16 protein-coding genes are annotated in these 16952 nt (G+C 44.1%); 2 read left to right on the forward strand and 14 right to left on the reverse strand.

Annotated elements, in window-relative coordinates; all coding sequences use genetic code 11:
* Window positions 1-42: 42 nt before the first annotated feature.
* Genes efp through E0Z06_RS08300 form a run of 5 tightly spaced genes read right to left on the reverse strand, consistent with a single transcriptional unit; the run spans window position 43 to window position 3288 of the window.
* Complete coding sequence (gene efp / locus E0Z06_RS08280) at window positions 43-600, reverse strand: elongation factor P (RefSeq protein ID WP_132586755.1); 558 nt, start codon at window positions 598-600, stop codon at window positions 43-45.
* A gap of 21 nt (window positions 601-621) precedes the next feature.
* Window positions 622-1794, reverse strand: a complete 1173-nt coding sequence (gene earP, locus E0Z06_RS08285) for an elongation factor P maturation arginine rhamnosyltransferase EarP (RefSeq protein ID WP_132583637.1) — start codon at window positions 1792-1794, stop codon at window positions 622-624.
* A complete protein-coding gene (locus E0Z06_RS08290; protein ID WP_132583639.1) occupies window positions 1794-2321 on the reverse strand; it encodes a hypothetical protein in 528 nt (175 codons plus the stop codon). The genes earP and E0Z06_RS08290 overlap by 1 nt, the downstream gene beginning before the upstream one ends.
* Window positions 2308-2637: a rhodanese-like domain-containing protein gene (locus E0Z06_RS08295; RefSeq protein ID WP_132583641.1), complete on the reverse strand. Its 330-nt coding sequence runs from the start codon at window positions 2635-2637 to the stop codon at window positions 2308-2310. Before E0Z06_RS08295 ends, E0Z06_RS08290 begins: the two co-directional genes overlap by 14 nt.
* Before the next feature lie 21 nt (window positions 2638-2658).
* Window positions 2659-3288 carry a LysE family translocator gene (locus E0Z06_RS08300; protein ID WP_132583642.1) on the reverse strand — a complete coding sequence of 210 codons (630 nt, stop codon included), beginning with the start codon at window positions 3286-3288 and terminating at the stop codon, window positions 2659-2661.
* A 231-nt stretch (window positions 3289-3519) separates the two neighbouring features.
* Between E0Z06_RS08300 and E0Z06_RS08305 the strand changes: the two genes are divergently transcribed.
* Window positions 3520-3714: a DUF3185 family protein gene (locus tag E0Z06_RS08305; protein ID WP_132583644.1), complete on the forward strand. Its 195-nt coding sequence runs from the start codon at window positions 3520-3522 to the stop codon at window positions 3712-3714.
* Window positions 3715-3779: 65 nt separating this feature from the next.
* On the opposite strand, the gene glnS is transcribed toward E0Z06_RS08305, so the two are convergent.
* The 9 genes from glnS to sdhC all read right to left on the reverse strand — a co-directional run bounded on the left by glnS (window position 3780) and on the right by sdhC (window position 15203).
* A complete protein-coding gene (gene glnS, locus E0Z06_RS08310; protein ID WP_132583646.1) occupies window positions 3780-5447 on the reverse strand; it encodes a glutamine--tRNA ligase in 1668 nt (555 codons plus the stop codon).
* 169 nt (window positions 5448-5616) lie between these two features.
* On the reverse strand, window positions 5617-6489 hold the full coding sequence (gene sucD, locus E0Z06_RS08315; protein WP_132583648.1) for a succinate--CoA ligase subunit alpha: 873 nt from the start codon (window positions 6487-6489) through the stop codon (window positions 5617-5619).
* Window positions 6490-6499: 10 nt separating this feature from the next.
* Window positions 6500-7663 carry an ADP-forming succinate--CoA ligase subunit beta gene (gene sucC, locus E0Z06_RS08320; RefSeq protein ID WP_132583650.1) on the reverse strand — a complete coding sequence of 388 codons (1164 nt, stop codon included), beginning with the start codon at window positions 7661-7663 and terminating at the stop codon, window positions 6500-6502.
* A gap of 146 nt (window positions 7664-7809) precedes the next feature.
* Window positions 7810-9003: a 2-oxoglutarate dehydrogenase complex dihydrolipoyllysine-residue succinyltransferase gene (gene odhB, locus E0Z06_RS08325; RefSeq protein WP_132583652.1), complete on the reverse strand. Its 1194-nt coding sequence runs from the start codon at window positions 9001-9003 to the stop codon at window positions 7810-7812.
* Window positions 9004-9067: 64 nt separating this feature from the next.
* Window positions 9068-11878: a 2-oxoglutarate dehydrogenase E1 component gene (locus E0Z06_RS08330; RefSeq protein WP_132583654.1), complete on the reverse strand. Its 2811-nt coding sequence runs from the start codon at window positions 11876-11878 to the stop codon at window positions 9068-9070.
* Window positions 11879-11982: 104 nt separating this feature from the next.
* Window positions 11983-12702, reverse strand: coding sequence for a succinate dehydrogenase iron-sulfur subunit (locus tag E0Z06_RS08335; RefSeq protein WP_132583656.1), 720 nt, complete (start codon window positions 12700-12702; stop codon window positions 11983-11985).
* A gap of 12 nt (window positions 12703-12714) precedes the next feature.
* Entirely contained in the window at window positions 12715-14487 is a 1773-nt protein-coding gene (gene sdhA, locus E0Z06_RS08340; protein WP_132583658.1) for a succinate dehydrogenase flavoprotein subunit, read from the reverse strand.
* Window positions 14488-14835: a succinate dehydrogenase, hydrophobic membrane anchor protein gene (gene sdhD, locus E0Z06_RS08345; protein WP_132583660.1), complete on the reverse strand. Its 348-nt coding sequence runs from the start codon at window positions 14833-14835 to the stop codon at window positions 14488-14490.
* Entirely contained in the window at window positions 14826-15203 is a 378-nt protein-coding gene (sdhC, locus tag E0Z06_RS08350; protein ID WP_132583662.1) for a succinate dehydrogenase, cytochrome b556 subunit, read from the reverse strand. The genes sdhD and sdhC overlap by 10 nt, the downstream gene beginning before the upstream one ends.
* Window positions 15204-15596: 393 nt before the next feature.
* Between sdhC and gltA the strand changes: the two genes are divergently transcribed.
* Window positions 15597-16880, forward strand: a complete 1284-nt coding sequence (gene gltA / locus E0Z06_RS08355; RefSeq protein WP_132583664.1) for a citrate synthase — start codon at window positions 15597-15599, stop codon at window positions 16878-16880.
* Window positions 16881-16952 lie beyond the last annotated feature (72 nt).

The raw sequence follows: 16952 nt of genomic DNA on the forward strand, positions 1-16952 counted from the left end.
ATAAAAAAAGGCGCCGCAGCGCCTTTTCTCAAGTAGTTAAGCTTATTTAGCGCGGCTACGGTATTCGTCGGTACGGGTGTCAATTTCAATCTTGTCACCTTCATCTACAAATGCTGGAACCATTAACTCAAAACCAGTTTCAATTTTAGCTGGCTTTAACACTTTACCTGAGGTATCACCACGGGCTGCAGGTTCGGTGTAAATTACTTTGCGTACTACTACAGTTGGCAAGTCTACAGAAATAGGACGCTCGTTGTAGAACACCACTGAACACTCCATACCGTCAACCAGGTATTTAAGTGCTTCAGTCATGTTTTCGGCTTCAACTTCAAACTGGTTATATTCCTGATCCATAAATACATACATAGGATCAGCGAAATAAGAATAGGTTACTTCTTTAGTTTCTAATAAAACCTGTTCAAACTTGTCATCAGCACGGTATACCGTTTCCATGCCCTGACCATTTAACAGGTTTTTCATTTTCATTTTAACAACGGCTGAGTTACGGCCTGATTTATTAAATTCGGCTTTTAAAATTACCATCGCTTCGGTGCCAACCATTATTACCTGACCCGCGCGAAGTTCTTGAGCTACTTTCATCATGACTGTTATATCTTCTCGTTAGGAAAAATTGTGACGTATTATAAATTTTTTTTCAGCAAAGTGCACGAGGTTGCTAGCAAGATCCCCATTTAAGGTTAACTCTGTGTGCCACTTTAGGTTATGTTCGGCTATCTGCGGCAATAATGCACTAAATACTTGCCAACTGTCGGCTAAATCAGCAGTTGTATTCCACGCTAGCCAGAATTCCTGTACTATTTCAGCCATGTTTTCTGACATTTTTTCGCAATAACGCTGCATAAATGCCTTAAGTTTATCTAAATGTGCTTGCTCGGCTTGACGATAAATTTGCCAAATAAAGGGTTTAGCCGCCCAATGTGCGCGGATTATTGAGTCTTCACCGCGAACAAAATTAACATCACAAGCCCATAGTAGCTTGTCATAATTATCTTGCGCCATAAACGGCAGCACTTTGAGCCGAAGCGCACCTAGCGTTATATCCCCACTGGCAGCTAGCGCAGGATATAAGCTCAACAGTTGTTGTGCTAACACGCCCTCGGGTACCAGGCATAATATTGATCGGTCTGAATGCTGCCAGTACTGTAATAAGCTATCGATTTTAGGATGATCGTAGGCAAACAAGGAAATTTTTTGTTGATAGTTAATACTGTTAGTTATGCCTAGATCGCACCAAAATTTATGCTGTAAATCTGCGTTAGCGATAAATTGTTCCGCGCACTGACGTAAATCTTTCTCTTGCAACAAGCCACCCGTAGCAGAAGTAAAACCCGGGAAGTAAAAGTGTTTATCTAAGGCTAAATGCGGTTGTGGTGAGGGCAACGCGTGACAGCCTTCTACCCAAGATTCAGCCGATAAATATTCTAAATTCAACCATAAAGGTTTTACCGGCTGTGCTGTCATTAGTTGCTGATATGGCATAGGAATAGTGCAGGCTAAGGCTTCAATAACGACATCGGCAACAGCGTTTTTCTGCCAGTCAGTTGTGGTTGACCACAAGCATATTGTTACGCCAGCAAGTTGCTGCACTGCTAGATTGGTATCTAATTGAGGGCAAATTTTGGCAAAACTGGCTAAATCATCAACCCATAGTTTAACGGCGATATTGTGTTCAGTCGCTAATTGTCGGCTTAAACGCCAACAAATACCGATATCGCCAAAGTTGTCGATAACGGCACAAAAAATATCCCAACGCCAATTTACTAATGTCGTCATTAATTAGGCTCATTTTCGGTTAATTCAGACGGATATAATGCAAGAAGACCACTTTTCCCCTGGATATCGCCGATAAGCCAGATTTGCTCAAACGGATGCTGTTTGGGCATATTTAACCGTTTGCAATTGCTGAGTATGTCTTGTCGGGTCCACAGTGGGTTAGCATTACGGATCACTAGCCAAACTCGGTCGGAATTATATATTTTCTCTGCTTTGTTGCTGATCAGTCGATTAAGTGCCGCCACTAGCCTACGCTCTGGTGGTGTGCGCAGTAATGCAATCAACTCTTTATGAATATTATCGCCAATTTCACGGCCAAGAATAAGCATGGCTTCGGCTTCACTGCCATATAAGTGGGCTATTTCTAAATCAAGCCGTTGTTCAGCTAAGTAACATGACACATCAGGCTGCGACGGTTCGTTATGCCAAATATGGCGCATTTCAATACCAAAACGCTGTTCATATAAACGCATAAATAACCGTGCTGCGTCATGCTCTAAGCGAATTTTCTCTTCACTTCCGTTCATGTTCGCTATTAAGTTTCTGCTTTAAATCTTCATAACCGCCTTTATTAACCACATTGCTGTAGCCAAGTTGCTGTAAGGTTTCTAGCGCTACATCGGCTCGTCGACCGCTTTTACAATATACGGCGATTGGGGTGTCCTTACTTAGGTTGAGCTTGGCTACACCCGATGCAATCTCGGTATGAGGAATATTAACGGTATTAACAAGATGACCAGCGGCATATTCATCTGCGCTTCGCACATCAATCCATACCGTCTGTGGCGGTGTTGCTGTACAAGCTGTAATTACCAACAGCAATAAAGCTATTAACGTTTTCATTAGCACGGCTCCAAACAATAATTAAATAATATTCACGGGTGTAAAATAGTAACGCCAAACCTCTACTACCACAGGTACTATCGACAATAACAAGATAACACCCATGCTAATGTTGAAAATACGTTGAAAGATAGCTTTGGTTAACAATGAGCGCAGCGCAGCACCAAACACTAACCATAAACCAACACAGGGAAACGCCATCAATAAAAATGCCAGCGTAATAACGCTAACATCAATCCAATATACGCCGCCGACCACAGTAAAAGCGGCCACAGCACTACTGGCCATCACCCACGCTTTACCGTTAATCCACTGAAATAACGCTGCTTGGATAAAACTAAAGGGTTTACTTTTGCCCTGCTCTATCGATTTGGGCTCAGCACTAGCAATTTTCCAAGCCAACCATATAAGGTAAGCAACGCCTAATACTTTAATTAGCTGATGTAAATGTGGATAACGCTCAAACACCACACCAAAACCTAGCCCGACCAACATCACCATCAACGGGAAACCCAAACAAATGCCAAGCCAATGTGGCACGCTGGCTTTAACGCCATAATTCATGCCTGATGACATGATCATGACGTTATTTGGCCCAGGCGTAATAGTGGTTGAAAAGGCAAAGAACAATACCGCTAAAAAAAGTTCCATGATAAACCTGCAGTTTAAGTAAGCTGTAATGGTTAACAATAATACCAGAGTCAACTGGCAATAAATAACTATAACAAGACTTTACATCGTTAAACACTTTGCATCGTTAAATATTTGTGTCATGTTATATAAGCAGTACTTGCTAGGTTGGTAACAACCTAATATGCAAGGCAATAACATATTCACACTTAACACCGTAAAATATAATATAACTACAGTAATGGAGCATGTATGAATAAGATTATTGGTTTAGCGCTATTAGTTGCCGGAGCTATTTTGCTATATTTTGGCTACACCGAGTACAACTCTACCGCTTCACAGGTAACAGAAATGGTAACCGGTAACCCAACCGACAATTCAATTTGGTTTTTAGTCGGTGGCGCTATTGCCGCCATTGTTGGTCTTGGTGTGTTACTGAAAAAGTAATAACAATAAAAAAAGCCGCTACTGTACTAACCAGAACAGTAGCGGCCTTTTTATACAGATATATTTTACTCTTCTTCTTTACCCCAGCTGTCACGCAAGCCTACGGTGCGATTAAACACCAACTTGTCAGCGCTTGAATCACAATTATCGGCGCAGTAATAACCTTCTCGCTCAAATTGATAAGCCTGCTCTGGTTGTGCATTTTTCAACGATGGCTCTGCCAAACCGTGTTTTACTACTAACGAGTCCGGGTTAACTACCGTAAGAAAGTCTTCTTCGGCTGCGGGGTTAGTGCAACTAAACAGTCGATCATATACACGAAACTCTACAGGTAAAGCCTGAGTTGCCTCTACCCAATGAATAACACCACGCACTTTACGGCCATCGGCTGGATTGTTGCCTAAGGTTTCAGGTAAATAGCTGCATTTTAATTCAACTATATTACCCTCTGCATCTTTAATCATTTCATCAGCATGAATAACATAAGCATTACGTAAACGCACATCGCCATTTAAAACTAAGCGTTTGTACTTTTTATTAGCTTCTTCTTTAAAATCGGCACGGTCGATAAACACTACTGGGCCAAATGGCAGTTTACGGCTACCCATGGTCTCGTCTTTAGGGTGGTTAGCCGCGTCAATCCATTCGATACCATCTGATGGGTAGTTAGTAATCGTAACTTTAAGCGGCTCTAGCACTGCCATCGCACGCGGCGCCTTGCTATCGAGATCTTCACGAATACAGGCTTCAAGCGCGCTCATTTCAATCACGTTATCTTGCTTGGTAACACCAATCCGCTTAGCAAACTCGCGTATCGCTGCCGGTGTATAACCACGGCGACGTAAACCGGCAATAGTTGGCATGCGCGGGTCATTCCAACCAGATACCACATTTTTTTCGACTAAGGTTTGCAGTTTACGCTTGCTCATTACCGCGTATTCGAGATTTAAGCGCGAAAACTCAATCTGCTGCGGATGACAGGCAATAGTAATATTGTCTAAGATCCAGTCATACAAACGGCGGTTATCTTGAAACTCTAACGTACACAGTGAATGAGTAATACCTTCTAACGCATCAGAGATACAATGCGTAAAGTCGTACATCGGGTAAATGCACCACTTATCGGCGGTTTGATGGTGATGAGCAAATTTAACACGGTAAATAACCGGATCGCGCATACACATAAAGCTAGAGGCCATATCAATTTTGGCCCGCAATGAGCAATCGCCCTCTTTAAAACCACCAGCGCGCATTTTTTCGAACAACGCTAAGTTTTCAGCTGGGCTGGTATCACGGCTTGGGCTATTTTTACCTGGCTGAGTTAAATTACCGCGATACTCACGCATTTGCTCGCCATTTAAAAAACAGACATAAGCTAAGCCTTTGTTGATCAGCTCTACGGCATAGCCATACAAGGCATCAAAATAGTCTGAAGAATAGCGCACTGCGCCATCCCACTGAAAACCTAACCAATTAACGTCTTGCTGAATAGAGTTAACAAACTCGACGTTTTCTTTTTCTGGGTTAGTATCATCAAAACGTAGGTTACATTTACCCTGATAGTCTTGCGCAATACCAAAGTTAAGACAGATAGACTTGGCATGACCAATGTGCAAATAGCCGTTTGGCTCAGGCGGAAAACGCGTTTGCACTGCGCTATGTTTGCCTGAAGCTAGATCGGTATCAATAATTTGCCGGATAAAATTGCTGGGGCGATGTTCAACGTCCGCCATAAAATACTCTGTCCTTTTTACGCTAAAACTTAGTTAAGATGCGGCATTATAGCAGCAGAAACCACGCTGGCTACTACCACCGCCATGAAAAACATTGCCTTGCGCTAGTTTTATAGCAATAAAAAAACCCGCTGTAGCAGCGGGCTTTTTAGCAAGCTAATAGCAGGTATTACCAGCCAGTTAACTCTTTCAGTGCTTTACCAATGTCAGCTAAGCTTTTCACGGTTTTAACACCTGCGTCTTCTAACGCAGCAAATTTTTCTTCAGCTGTACCTTTACCACCAGAGATGATAGCACCGGCGTGGCCCATACGCTTACCAGCAGGTGCAGTAACACCAGCAATATAAGATACTACAGGCTTAGTCACGTGAGCTTTAATATAAGCTGCAGCTTCTTCTTCAGCTGAACCACCAATTTCACCGATCATTACGATAGCTTCAGTTTGTGGATCTTCCTGGAATAATTTCAGAATATCAATGAAGTTAGAACCTGGAATTGGGTCGCCACCAATACCAACACAGGTAGACTGGCCAAAACCGTAATCAGTAGTTTGCTTAACGGCTTCATACGTCAGCGTACCTGAACGTGAAACAATACCAACTTTACCTGGCAAGTGAATATGACCTGGCATGATACCAATTTTACATTCGCCCGGTGTGATAACGCCTGGGCAGTTAGGGCCAATTAATACTACACCTAACTCGTCACATTTTACTTTCGCATCTAGCATGTCCAGTGTAGGAATGCCTTCAGTGATACAAACGATCAGTTTAATACCGCCGTTTGCCGCTTCTAAGATAGAGTCTTTACAAAATGCTGCTGGTACATAGATTACTGATGCCGTTGCACCAGTGGCAGCTACTGCTTCAACAACAGTATTAAATACTGGTAAGCCTAAGTGAACTTGACCACCTTTACCTGGCGTTACACCGCCAACCATCTTAGTACCGTAAGCAATGGCTTGCTCAGAGTGGAAAGTACCCTGTGCGCCAGTAAAACCCTGACAAATTACTTTAGTATCTTTATTAATTAAAACGCTCATTGCTTACCCCTTATGCCTTAGCCGCTGCAACAACTTTCTGAGCAGCGCCTGTTAGGTCTGTATCAGCGATAATGTTCAGGCCGCTTTCAGACAGCACCTTAGCACCTAATTCTGCGTTGTTACCTTGCAGACGTACCACTACTGGTACTTTAACGCCGACTTCTTTAACCGCGCCGATAACACCTTCCGCAATCATATCGCAACGTACGATACCGCCGAAAATGTTGATGAAAACGGCTTTAACCGCATCGTCAGACAGGATAATTTTGAACGCTTCAACTACGCGCTCTTTAGTTGCACCACCGCCAACGTCTAAGAAGTTAGCTGGCTCGCCACCGTGCAATTTAACGATGTCCATAGTACCCATTGCTAGGCCGGCACCGTTAACCATACAACCAATGTCGCCACCTAGAGCTACATAGTTCAGTTCCCATGCAGCAGCATGTGCTTCACGCGGATCTTCTTGTGATGGATCTTGCATCGCTTTTAATTCTGGATGACGGTACAACGCGTTACCATCAACCACTAACTTAGCGTCTAAACAATGTAAGTCGCCAGCCGGTGTAATAACCAATGGGTTAACTTCTAATAAGGCTAAGTCTTTATCTTTAAACAGTTGAGCTAAACCCATGAAAATTTTCACGAACTGGTTAATCTGTTTGCCTTCTAAGCCTAATTTGAACGCTAATTCACGGCCTTGGTATGGTTGAGCGCCAACCAGAGGATCAACCGCTGCTTTCAGGATTTTTTCTGGTGTTTCGTGGGCAACAGTTTCAATTTCAACGCCACCTTCAGTTGATGCCATAAACACGATACGACGTGATGAGCGATCAACTACTGCACCTAAATACAATTCTTTAGCGATATCTGTGCAAGGCTCAACCAGAATACGGCTAACAGGCTGACCTTTTTCGTCTGTCTGGTAAGTTACCAGATTTTTACCAAGCCATTTTTCTGCGAATGCCTTGATGTCTTCTTTGCTCTTAACCAGTTTTACGCCGCCCGCTTTACCGCGACCACCAGCGTGAACCTGAGCTTTGACAACAAACATATCGCCGCCGATTTTGTCTGCAGCTGCTACCGCTTCTTCAACTGTAGCTGCGGCAATGCCTTTAGATACAGGCAAACCATACTGGGCAAACAGTTGCTTACCCTGATACTCGTGCAAATTCATGGCTATTTTCCGTTCATTTGAATATGGAAGCTGTCCGTTATGGTACAGCCTGACGTTTGATCGGCACGTATTATAATACCAACCACTAAGATAAAAAATGCTGTTGTAGCAAAACAACAGCATTTTTAGTTAATTTCACTGAATAATTAAATATCCAGCAGAATACGGGTAGGGTCTTCTAACAATTCTTTAATTGTTACCAAGAAACCAACAGATTCTTTACCGTCGATAATACGGTGATCATATGACAGCGCTAAATACATCATTGGCAAAATTTCCATCTTGCCATCAACAACCATTACGCGATCCTGAATTTTGTGCATACCCAGAATAGCTGACTGTGGTGGGTTAATTATTGGCGTAGACATTAACGAGCCAAACACACCACCGTTAGTGATGGTGAAGTTACCGCCAATTAAGTCATCCATAGCTAATTTGCCATCACGACCTTTTAACGCTAACGCTTTAATGGCCTGTTCAATTTCAGCCAAGTTCATTTTATCGCAATCGCGCAATACCGGCGTTACTAAACCACGTGGCGTAGATACCGCGATACTTACGTCAAAGTAGTTATGATAAACGATATCGTCACCATCAATGGCTGCGTTAACTTCTGGGAAGCGCTTTAATGCTTCAGTTACCGCTTTCACATAAAATGACATAAAGCCTAAACGAATACCGTGACGCTTTTCAAACACGTCTTGATACTGCTTACGCAAGTCCATAATTGGCTTCATGTTAACTTCGTTAAACGTGGTTAACATGGCGGTAGAGTTTTTCGCTTCTAATAAACGGTTGGCAATAGTTTTGCGTAAACGTGTCATAGGCACACGTTTTTGGCTACGATCGCCAACCGGTGCTACAACTGTCGCAGCTGCAACTGGTGCGGCTTTCGCTGGTGCACCGGCAACAAACTTCTCTACGTCTTCTTTGGTCACACGGCCATTTTTGCCGCTACCCTTAATTTTGTTAGCATCTAAGCCTTTTTCTGCAATCATGCGACGTACTGATGGGCTTAACGCATCATCATTACTGTCATCTGCAGTAGCCGCAGGTGCGGTATCCGCTTTAGCTGCTGGTGCCGCGTCAGCTTTAGCAGCAGGTGCACCACCGGCTTGCATGTTACCGATAACTTGCTCTGCTAATACCGTAGCGCCAGTGTCATGAATGATTTCGCCCATTACGCCATCGGCTTGAGCAACAACTTCAAGTACCACTTTGTCGGTTTCAATATCAACTAATACCTGATCGCGTGTAACGGCTTCGCCTGTTTTAACGTGCCAGGTGGCGATGGTTGCATCTGCAACGGATTCTGGAAGTACGGGTACTTTAATTTCCACTTTTTCACCTTTTACCGGTTGGTCTTATTTTGTTTAATCGGCCCAATCTGGGCCGATCAATCTATTATTTAATGCTCAACGCGTCGTTTACTAACGCTTGCTGCTGTTTGTTGTGTACAGATAAATAACCTACAGCAGGCGATGACGATGCATCGCGACCAGCATAAGTAAGGTTACCCGCTTTAGGAATTGCAGCACGGAAGTGATGCTGGCTACAATACCAAGCGCCTTGGTTTTGCGGCTCTTCCTGACACCAAACATAGTCAGTAACATGTTGATACTGGCTCAATACTGCTGCCATTTCTTCATGTGGGAACGGATATAACTGTTCTACACGAACAATAGCAACGTCTGTTTGTTCACGCTTACGGCGCTCTTCTAGCAAGTCGTAATAAACCTTACCACTACAGAACACCACTCGCTTCACATCAGCTGGCTTAAGATCATCAATTTCGCCAATCACGTTATGAAACTTACCATCGGCCAACTCTTCTAACGTTGAGGTTGCCAATGGGTGACGTAACAATGATTTAGGCGACATAACAATGAGTGGCCGACGCATTGGGCGAACCATCTGCCGGCGTAGCATATTGTACACTTGCGCAGGTGTGGTAGGCACACAGACTTGCATATTATGATCAGCACATAATTGTAAAAAGCGTTCTAAGCGCGCAGACGAGTGCTCTGGGCCTTGGCCTTCATAGCCGTGTGGCAGCAATAATGTTAAACCGCATAACCGGCCCCACTTTTGCTCACCTGAACTTAAGAACTGGTCAATAACTACCTGAGCACCGTTAGCAAAGTCACCGAACTGACCTTCCCAAATTACCATAGCGCGTGGCTCAGCAGTGGCGTAACCATATTCAAAGGCCATTACGGCTTCTTCTGACAATGCAGAGTCGTATACCTGGAATGGGCCTTGGTCTTTACTGATATGCTCAAGCGGCGTGTATACCGAACCGTCAGTTTGGCTATGCAGCGCAGCGTGACGATGGAAAAAAGTACCACGGCCAGAATCTTGACCAACAATACGTACTCGGCTACCTTCAGCCACAATTGATGCATAAGCTAAGATTTCAGCAAAACCCCAATCAATTTTCTTTTCACCAGTTAACATTAACGCTCGGTCTTCGTAAACACGACCAACCTGACGCTGCAGCACGTGGTTTGCGGGAATACGCGTCGCTTCTTTACCAAGCGTAACCAGCTTGTCTACCGACATGCTAGCATCGTATGCACTATCCCAATCACGGCCTAAAAACGGTGTCCAGTCGGACGAGGCAGAAGTAACCGCTTTACGCTCTTCTACTACACAATCGCCTTTATCTAACGCATCACGATATTGTTCAACTAGCGCGCTAATTTGCTCATCGCTGAATAACCCTTCCGCTACCAGCTTTTTCGCGTAAATTTCGCGTGCGGTTGGATGTTTTTTAATTTTTTGGTACATCAATGGCTGCGTTGCATTTGGCTCGTCCGCTTCGTTATGGCCGTTACGGCGATAACATACTAAGTCGATAACCACATCACGCTTAAAGGTATTGCGGTAATCTACCGCCAACTGCGCCACAAAAACTACCGCCTCTGGATCATCGCCATTAACGTGGAAAATAGGTGCCTGCACCATTTTCGCAATGTCAGTACAGTATTCTGTTGAGCGCGTGTCTTCTGGGTTAGACGTTGTGAAACCCACTTGGTTGTTAATAACAATACGTACCGTGCCGCCCACTTTAAACGCGCGCGTTTGCGAGATGTTAAAGGTTTCTGCTACTACACCTTGGCCAGCAAATGCCGAGTCGCCATGAATAGTAATAGGTAGGGCTAATGAACCATCGGTACAACCACGACGGTCTAAGCGAGCACGGATTGACCCCATAACTACGGGGTTTACAATTTCTAAATGCGAAGGGTTAAACGCCAATGCTAAGTGTACATTGCCACCTGCGGTAGCAAAATCAGATGAGAAACCCATATGATATTTAACATCACCGGCACCGACTACTTCGTATTTACCGGCGAATTCATCAAATAGTTTTGATGGGTTTTTGCCTAGCACGTTAATAAGTGTATTTAAACGACCACGGTGCGCCATACCAATTACGCAATCTTTCGCGCCCTGCTCACCAGCGTGATGAATCATCGCTTTAAGCATTGGGATCATGGCATCGCCGCCTTCTAAACCAAAACGCTTTGCGCCTGGAAATTTAGAAGATAAGTATTTTTCAAGACCATCAGCTGCAACTAACCCATTTAAAATGCGGGTTTTAGTTGGCTTATCATACGAAGGTGTTGATTGATTGGCTTCAAGTCGCTGTTGGATCCAGCGCTTTTCGTCAGTAGAAACAATGTGCATATACTCCGCACCGATAGAACCACAATAGGTTTTCTCTAATGCTTTGTATAGCTCACCCAGTTTCATGGTTTCTTTACCTACGGCAAAAGAGCCCACATTAAACTCGGTATCAAAGTCGCTTTCTGACAAATCATGGTGCGATAATTCTAAATCACGCACTCTTGATTGTTGCCATAACCCTAACGGATCTAAATTGGCTTGCTGATGACCGCGAAAGCGGTAAGAGTTAATCAGCTGTAACACCTTCACCTGACGGCTATCGGCGGCGGTGGCAGAATTGACCACCACCACTTCGCGATGCTTATTACGAGCAAGTTCAGAGAACTGCTGCCTTACGTCAGAATGACGGGTTTCAAGATCGACACCGTCAAGCTTTGGCAATTTAGCGAAAAACTCACGCCATTCATCGCCAACGCTGGTAGGTTCAGCCAAGTAGGATTCATACAGCTCATCGACGTAGGCCATATTGCCGCCGCCAAGATGAGAAGACTCTAGCCATGCCTTCATTACACCTTCGTGCATTTAGTAGTTTCCCTTAATTTCCGCGCACCTGGAAAAATAGCAAAAAAACAGCCTGTTCGCAGGTTACCAGGCCGTTTTTTACTTACATACCAAAAAAGGGCGCATTACAGCGCCCGATTTAACAACATAGATTTAATTTTACCAATTGCTTTGGTTGGGTTCAAACCTTTAGGGCATACGTTAACGCAATTCATGATGCCATGGCAGCGGAATACGCTGAATGCATCATCTAGATCGTTTAAACGCTGCTCTGTTGCTGTATCACGGCTATCTGCCAAGAAACGGTATGCATTTAGCAAACCGGCCGGGCCGATAAACTTCTCTGGGTTCCACCAAAATGATGGGCAAGAGCTTGAACAACACGCACATAAAATACACTCGTACAGGCCGTCAAGTTTAGCACGTTCTTCCGGCGACTGCAGAAACTCACCGGCTGGTGGTAACTTGCTGTCGTTAATCAAATACGGCTTCACTTTTTCATACTGCGTATAAAACTGGCTCATATCAACCACAAGGTCACGCACTACCGGTAAACCTGGTAATGGACGAACAACAATTTTGCCGCCTTTAGTGCCCGCTGCAGTTAATGGCGTAATACAAGCTAGACCATTTTTACCATTAATATTCACACCATCTGAGCCGCAGACGCCTTCACGACAGCTACGACGAAACGATAATGTTGGGTCTTGCTCTTTCAACTTGATTAGTGCATCAAGCACCATCATGTCGCGTCCTTCAGGATTATCTAACGTGTAATCCTGCATCCGTGGTGCTTTATCAACATCAGGGTTGTAACGATAGATTGAGAAAACTAACTTCTTCATCGCTGTGCCCTCTTAATATGTACGTGCTTTGGGCGGGAAGGCATCACGGAACTTAGGTTCCAAGTTGACTTCGCGCTTACTCATTGTTTCGGTTTCTGGTGTATAAACACTGTGACATAACCAGTTTTCATCATCGCGATCTGGGAAGTCAAAGCGAGCATGTGCACCGCGGCTTTCAGTACGGAAATTTGCAGCTACTGCAGTAGAAAATGCCGTATCCATTAGGTTATCTAGCTCTAAACATTCAATACGCTGAGTATTAAAATCTGAGCTCTTGTCATCTAAGCGGGCGAATTTCAACCGTTCACGAATTTCTTTTAACTGCTCTAAACCTTCAGCCATAGCTTTACCTTCACGGAATACCGAGAAGTTTAGCTGCATACACTGCTGTAAGTCTTTCTTAATTTGTACAGGGTCTTCACCTTGACCAGGTGTCGTTGCTTCCCAGCGGCGAACACGTACTAACGCCGCGTCAATATCTGACTGCGATGCATCACGAGTTTCAGTGTTTGCCGCAAGTGCTTCACCTAAATGTAAGCCAGTCGCCCGACCAAATACAACTAAGTCTAGTAACGAGTTACCACCTAAACGGTTAGCACCGTGCACTGATACACAAGCAATTTCGCCACAAGCAAATAAACCTTTTACGATTGGCGTTGAACCATCGGCTTTAGGTGCAAGTACTTGACCATGAACGTTGGTGGGAATACCACCCATCATATAGTGACAAGTAGGAATAACCGGAATTGGCTCTTTAGTTGGGTCAACGTGAGCGAAAGTTTTTGATAGTTCGCACACACCTGGTAGACGACTTTCTAATACTTCTGCGCCTAAGTGATCCAGTTTTAACTTAAGGTGAATACCCCAAGGGCCTTCACAACCACGGCCTTCACGAATTTCGGTCATCATTGAACGTGCAACCACGTCACGGCTAGCTAAGTCTTTGGCGTTTGGTGCGTAGCGCTCCATAAAACGTTCGCCATCTTTATTTAGCAAGTAACCGCCTTCGCCGCGACAACCTTCAGTAACTAATGTACCCGCACCAGCAATACCGGTCGGGTGAAATTGCCACATTTCCATATCTTGTAATGGTACACCAGCACGGATTGCCATGCCGATACCATCACCGGTATTAATATGAGCATTAGTGGTAGACGCATAAATGCGCCCTGCACCACCGGTAGCTAATACTGTAGCTTTTGCCTTGAAATAAACGATTTCGCCGGTTTCAATATCAATAGCAGTACAGCCAACGATAGTGCCGTCTTGGTTTTTCACTAAATCAAGTGCATACCACTCAGAAAATACCTGAGTTTTGTTCTTTACGTTTTGCTGATAAAGCAAGTGCAACAAAGCATGGCCAGTACGGTCAGCTGCTGCTGCGGTACGAGCGGCTTGCTCACCGCCAAAATTCTGCGATTGACCACCAAATGGGCGCTGATACACGCGACCATTTTCAAAACGAGAAAACGGTAAACCCATATTTTCTAGTTCAGTTATCGCTTCTGGTCCGGTTTTACACATATATTCGATAGCATCTTGGTCGCCGATATAATCAGAACCTTTAACAGTATCAAACATGTGCCATTCCCAGTTATCTGGGTGGCTATTACCTAACGCAACTGTAATACCGCCTTGGGCAGAAACAGTGTGTGAACGCGTTGGGAATACTTTTGATAATAGTGCGCAGGTTAAACCTGACTCAGTAATTTGCAATGCGGCGCGCATACCAGCACCACCTGCACCAATTACAATGGCATCAAACTCTCTTACTGGAATAGTCACTTAAGCACCCCACAAAACAAACAGGCCTACCGCTACATAAGCGAAAACCAGGGTATAAAGGAAGAATTGTAATACAGCACGTAATGCTGGTGACTTAACGTAGTCAGTTAGCACTTGCCATAAACCGATGCGGGTGTGCACAGCAATAGAAATTAACGCTAACAAAGTAAAAACTTTAACCAGAATATTGGCAAACAAACCATGCCAAATTTCAAAGGTTATTTCTGGGGTGCAAAGAAAGAAACCCAGAATAAACACGATATAGAGTGTCAGTACAACCGCCGTTGCACGTAGTGACACAAAATCCTGCACGCCGTCGCGTTTAAGGCTTGCTTGGTTTAAAACCATAACCAGACTCCTGCTAATACTGCTAATACTAACCACAGTGCAATAGTCACTTTGGCGCTTATATCACCTGATTTAAGCTCTTCCCAGTGTCCTAAATCCATAACCAAGTGACGGATACCGCCAACTAGGTGATAAAGCAGAACAGTGATAGTGCCCCAGGCTATAAACTTAGCGAGGTGAGATGTCATCAGCTCTTTGACGAAGTCAAAGCTCTGTTGGTCTTGTAGCGAATAAGCCCAAGCCCAAATGACGAATACCAAAGCAAAAAATAATGCTACGCCGGTAACCCGGTGCAAAATTGACGCTATGGCCGCTGCCGGAAACGATATGGTAGAAAGGTCGAGATTTACTGGTCTTTGTTTTTTCACAGTGCTTGCCCATCGATGCCCATAATCGAGCTCTTGTTGTCATTGTCGTTGTCATTGCTGTATAAACAGTCAACACCCAAAATCAATACACCTTATCGCCCAAACTGGATCAGTGTTGCCAGACAGCCGAAAAAGTGCTTGCCGAGTGAACTGTTTAAAAACCGCATTAGTATATATTTCGTAAGCTGTTATTACAATTTTTGTTTGGTTTTACTGAAAAATAGTCGTATTCGAAACATTACACATTTTGTCCATGAGAGCAATAATACTAGAGTCGAATACTTATTAAGCAAATATTCATTAAAATTGACTTTATGGGGGCATTTGCAGTTAGAATAGCGGCCAACTTGCAAAATTCCTTTAACCCGATACTACAACAACAGGAGAAATCCAATGGCAGATAAAAAGGCCGTCGTGCAGATCGATGGGAAATCGTTCGAGTTGCCAATATACTCGGGCAGCGCTGGCACTGACGTAATTGATGTTCGTGCCTTGGGTCAGCATGGTTATTTCACCTTTGATCCGGGTTTTATGTCTACCGGTTCTTGTGAATCAAAAATCACCTACATTGATGGTGATAACGGTGTGTTATTACATCGTGGTTATCCGATTGAACAACTGGCAGATCATTCAGACTATTTAGAAGTATGCTACCTGTTGTTAGAAGGCGAGTTACCAAACGCAGAACAATATAATCATTTCAAAGGCACCATTACCCGCCACACAATGGTACATGAAAAAATTGCGGCCTTTTTCCAAGGTTTCCGCGTAGATGCGCACCCTATGGCAATGCTGTGCGGTGTGGTTGGTGCAATGTCGTCTTTTTACCATTCCGATTTAGACATTAATGACCCAGAGCAACGTAAACGCAGCGCCCATCGCTTAATTGCCAAGATGCCTACGTTGTCAGCCATGGCATATAAATACACCGTCGGTCAGCCTTTTGTGCATCCACGTAACGATTTAAGCTATTCAGCAAACTTCTTACATATGATGTTTTCGGTACCTGCAGAAGAATACGTAGTTAGCCCCGTTTTAGCTAAGGCCATGGATCGTATTTTTATGCTGCATGCTGATCACGAGCAAAATGCGTCTACCTCAACAGTACGTTTAGCGGGCTCATCAGGTGCTAACCCATATGCATGTATTGCCGCGGGCGTAGCCTCACTTTGGGGGCCTGCACATGGCGGCGCCAACGAAGCTTGCTTAAAAATGTTACAACAAATTGGCTCTGTTGACCGTATTCCAGAATACGTTGCCCGTGCCAAAGATAAAGATGACTCATTCCGCTTAATGGGCTTTGGTCACCGCGTGTATAAAAACTTTGACCCACGTGCCAAAGTAATGCGCGATACCTGCCATGAAGTATTAAAAGAGCTAAACGTTAAAGATCCGCTGTTAGATGTAGCAATGGAACTAGAGCGTATTGCGCTGGAAGACCCGTACTTCATCGAGAAGAAACTGTATCCGAACGTTGATTTCTACTCAGGTATTATCTTAAAAGCAATTGGTATTCCAACGAGCATGTTTACTGTGATTTTTGCTATGTCACGTACTGTTGGCTGGATTTCACATTGGGACGAGATGCTGGGAGAAAAAAGCCATAAAATTGGCCGTCCGCGTCAGTTATACACTGGTTATACCCAGCGTGATTTTACTCCACTGAATAAGCGTTAAGTTAATTCTGCATAAAAAGCGGCCTAGGCCGCTTTTTTCTTAATTAAAATACCGCGCTTAATTTGCGCTACC

Source organism: Rheinheimera sp. D18, assembly GCF_004345025.1.
GTDB classification, from domain to species: Bacteria; Pseudomonadota; Gammaproteobacteria; order Enterobacterales; family Alteromonadaceae; genus Alishewanella; species Alishewanella metallidurans.

Excerpts from the sequence above, each read along its gene's own strand:
- sdhD (WP_132583660.1), bottom strand. The coding sequence starts at position 14,835 with ATGGTTTTAAACCAAGCAAGCCTTAAACGCGACGGCGTGCAGGATTTT.
- E0Z06_RS08335 (WP_132583656.1), bottom strand. The coding sequence starts at position 12,702 with ATGAAGAAGTTAGTTTTCTCAATCTATCGTTACAACCCTGATGTTGAT.
- E0Z06_RS08290 (WP_132583639.1), bottom strand. The coding sequence starts at position 2,321 with ATGAACGGAAGTGAAGAGAAAATTCGCTTAGAGCATGACGCAGCACGG.
- E0Z06_RS08305 (WP_132583644.1), top strand. The coding sequence starts at position 3,520 with ATGAATAAGATTATTGGTTTAGCGCTATTAGTTGCCGGAGCTATTTTG.
- gltA (WP_132583664.1), top strand. The coding sequence starts at position 15,597 with ATGGCAGATAAAAAGGCCGTCGTGCAGATCGATGGGAAATCGTTCGAG.
- sucC (WP_132583650.1), bottom strand. The coding sequence starts at position 7,663 with ATGAATTTGCACGAGTATCAGGGTAAGCAACTGTTTGCCCAGTATGGT.
- E0Z06_RS08295 (WP_132583641.1), bottom strand. The coding sequence starts at position 2,637 with ATGAAAACGTTAATAGCTTTATTGCTGTTGGTAATTACAGCTTGTACA.
- sucD (WP_132583648.1), bottom strand. The coding sequence starts at position 6,489 with ATGAGCGTTTTAATTAATAAAGATACTAAAGTAATTTGTCAGGGTTTT.
- earP (WP_132583637.1), bottom strand. The coding sequence starts at position 1,794 with ATGACGACATTAGTAAATTGGCGTTGGGATATTTTTTGTGCCGTTATC.
- glnS (WP_132583646.1), bottom strand. The coding sequence starts at position 5,447 with ATGGCGGACGTTGAACATCGCCCCAGCAATTTTATCCGGCAAATTATT.
- E0Z06_RS08300 (WP_132583642.1), bottom strand. The coding sequence starts at position 3,288 with ATGGAACTTTTTTTAGCGGTATTGTTCTTTGCCTTTTCAACCACTATT.
- efp (WP_132586755.1), bottom strand. The coding sequence starts at position 600 with ATGAAAGTAGCTCAAGAACTTCGCGCGGGTCAGGTAATAATGGTTGGC.
- E0Z06_RS08330 (WP_132583654.1), bottom strand. The coding sequence starts at position 11,878 with ATGCACGAAGGTGTAATGAAGGCATGGCTAGAGTCTTCTCATCTTGGC.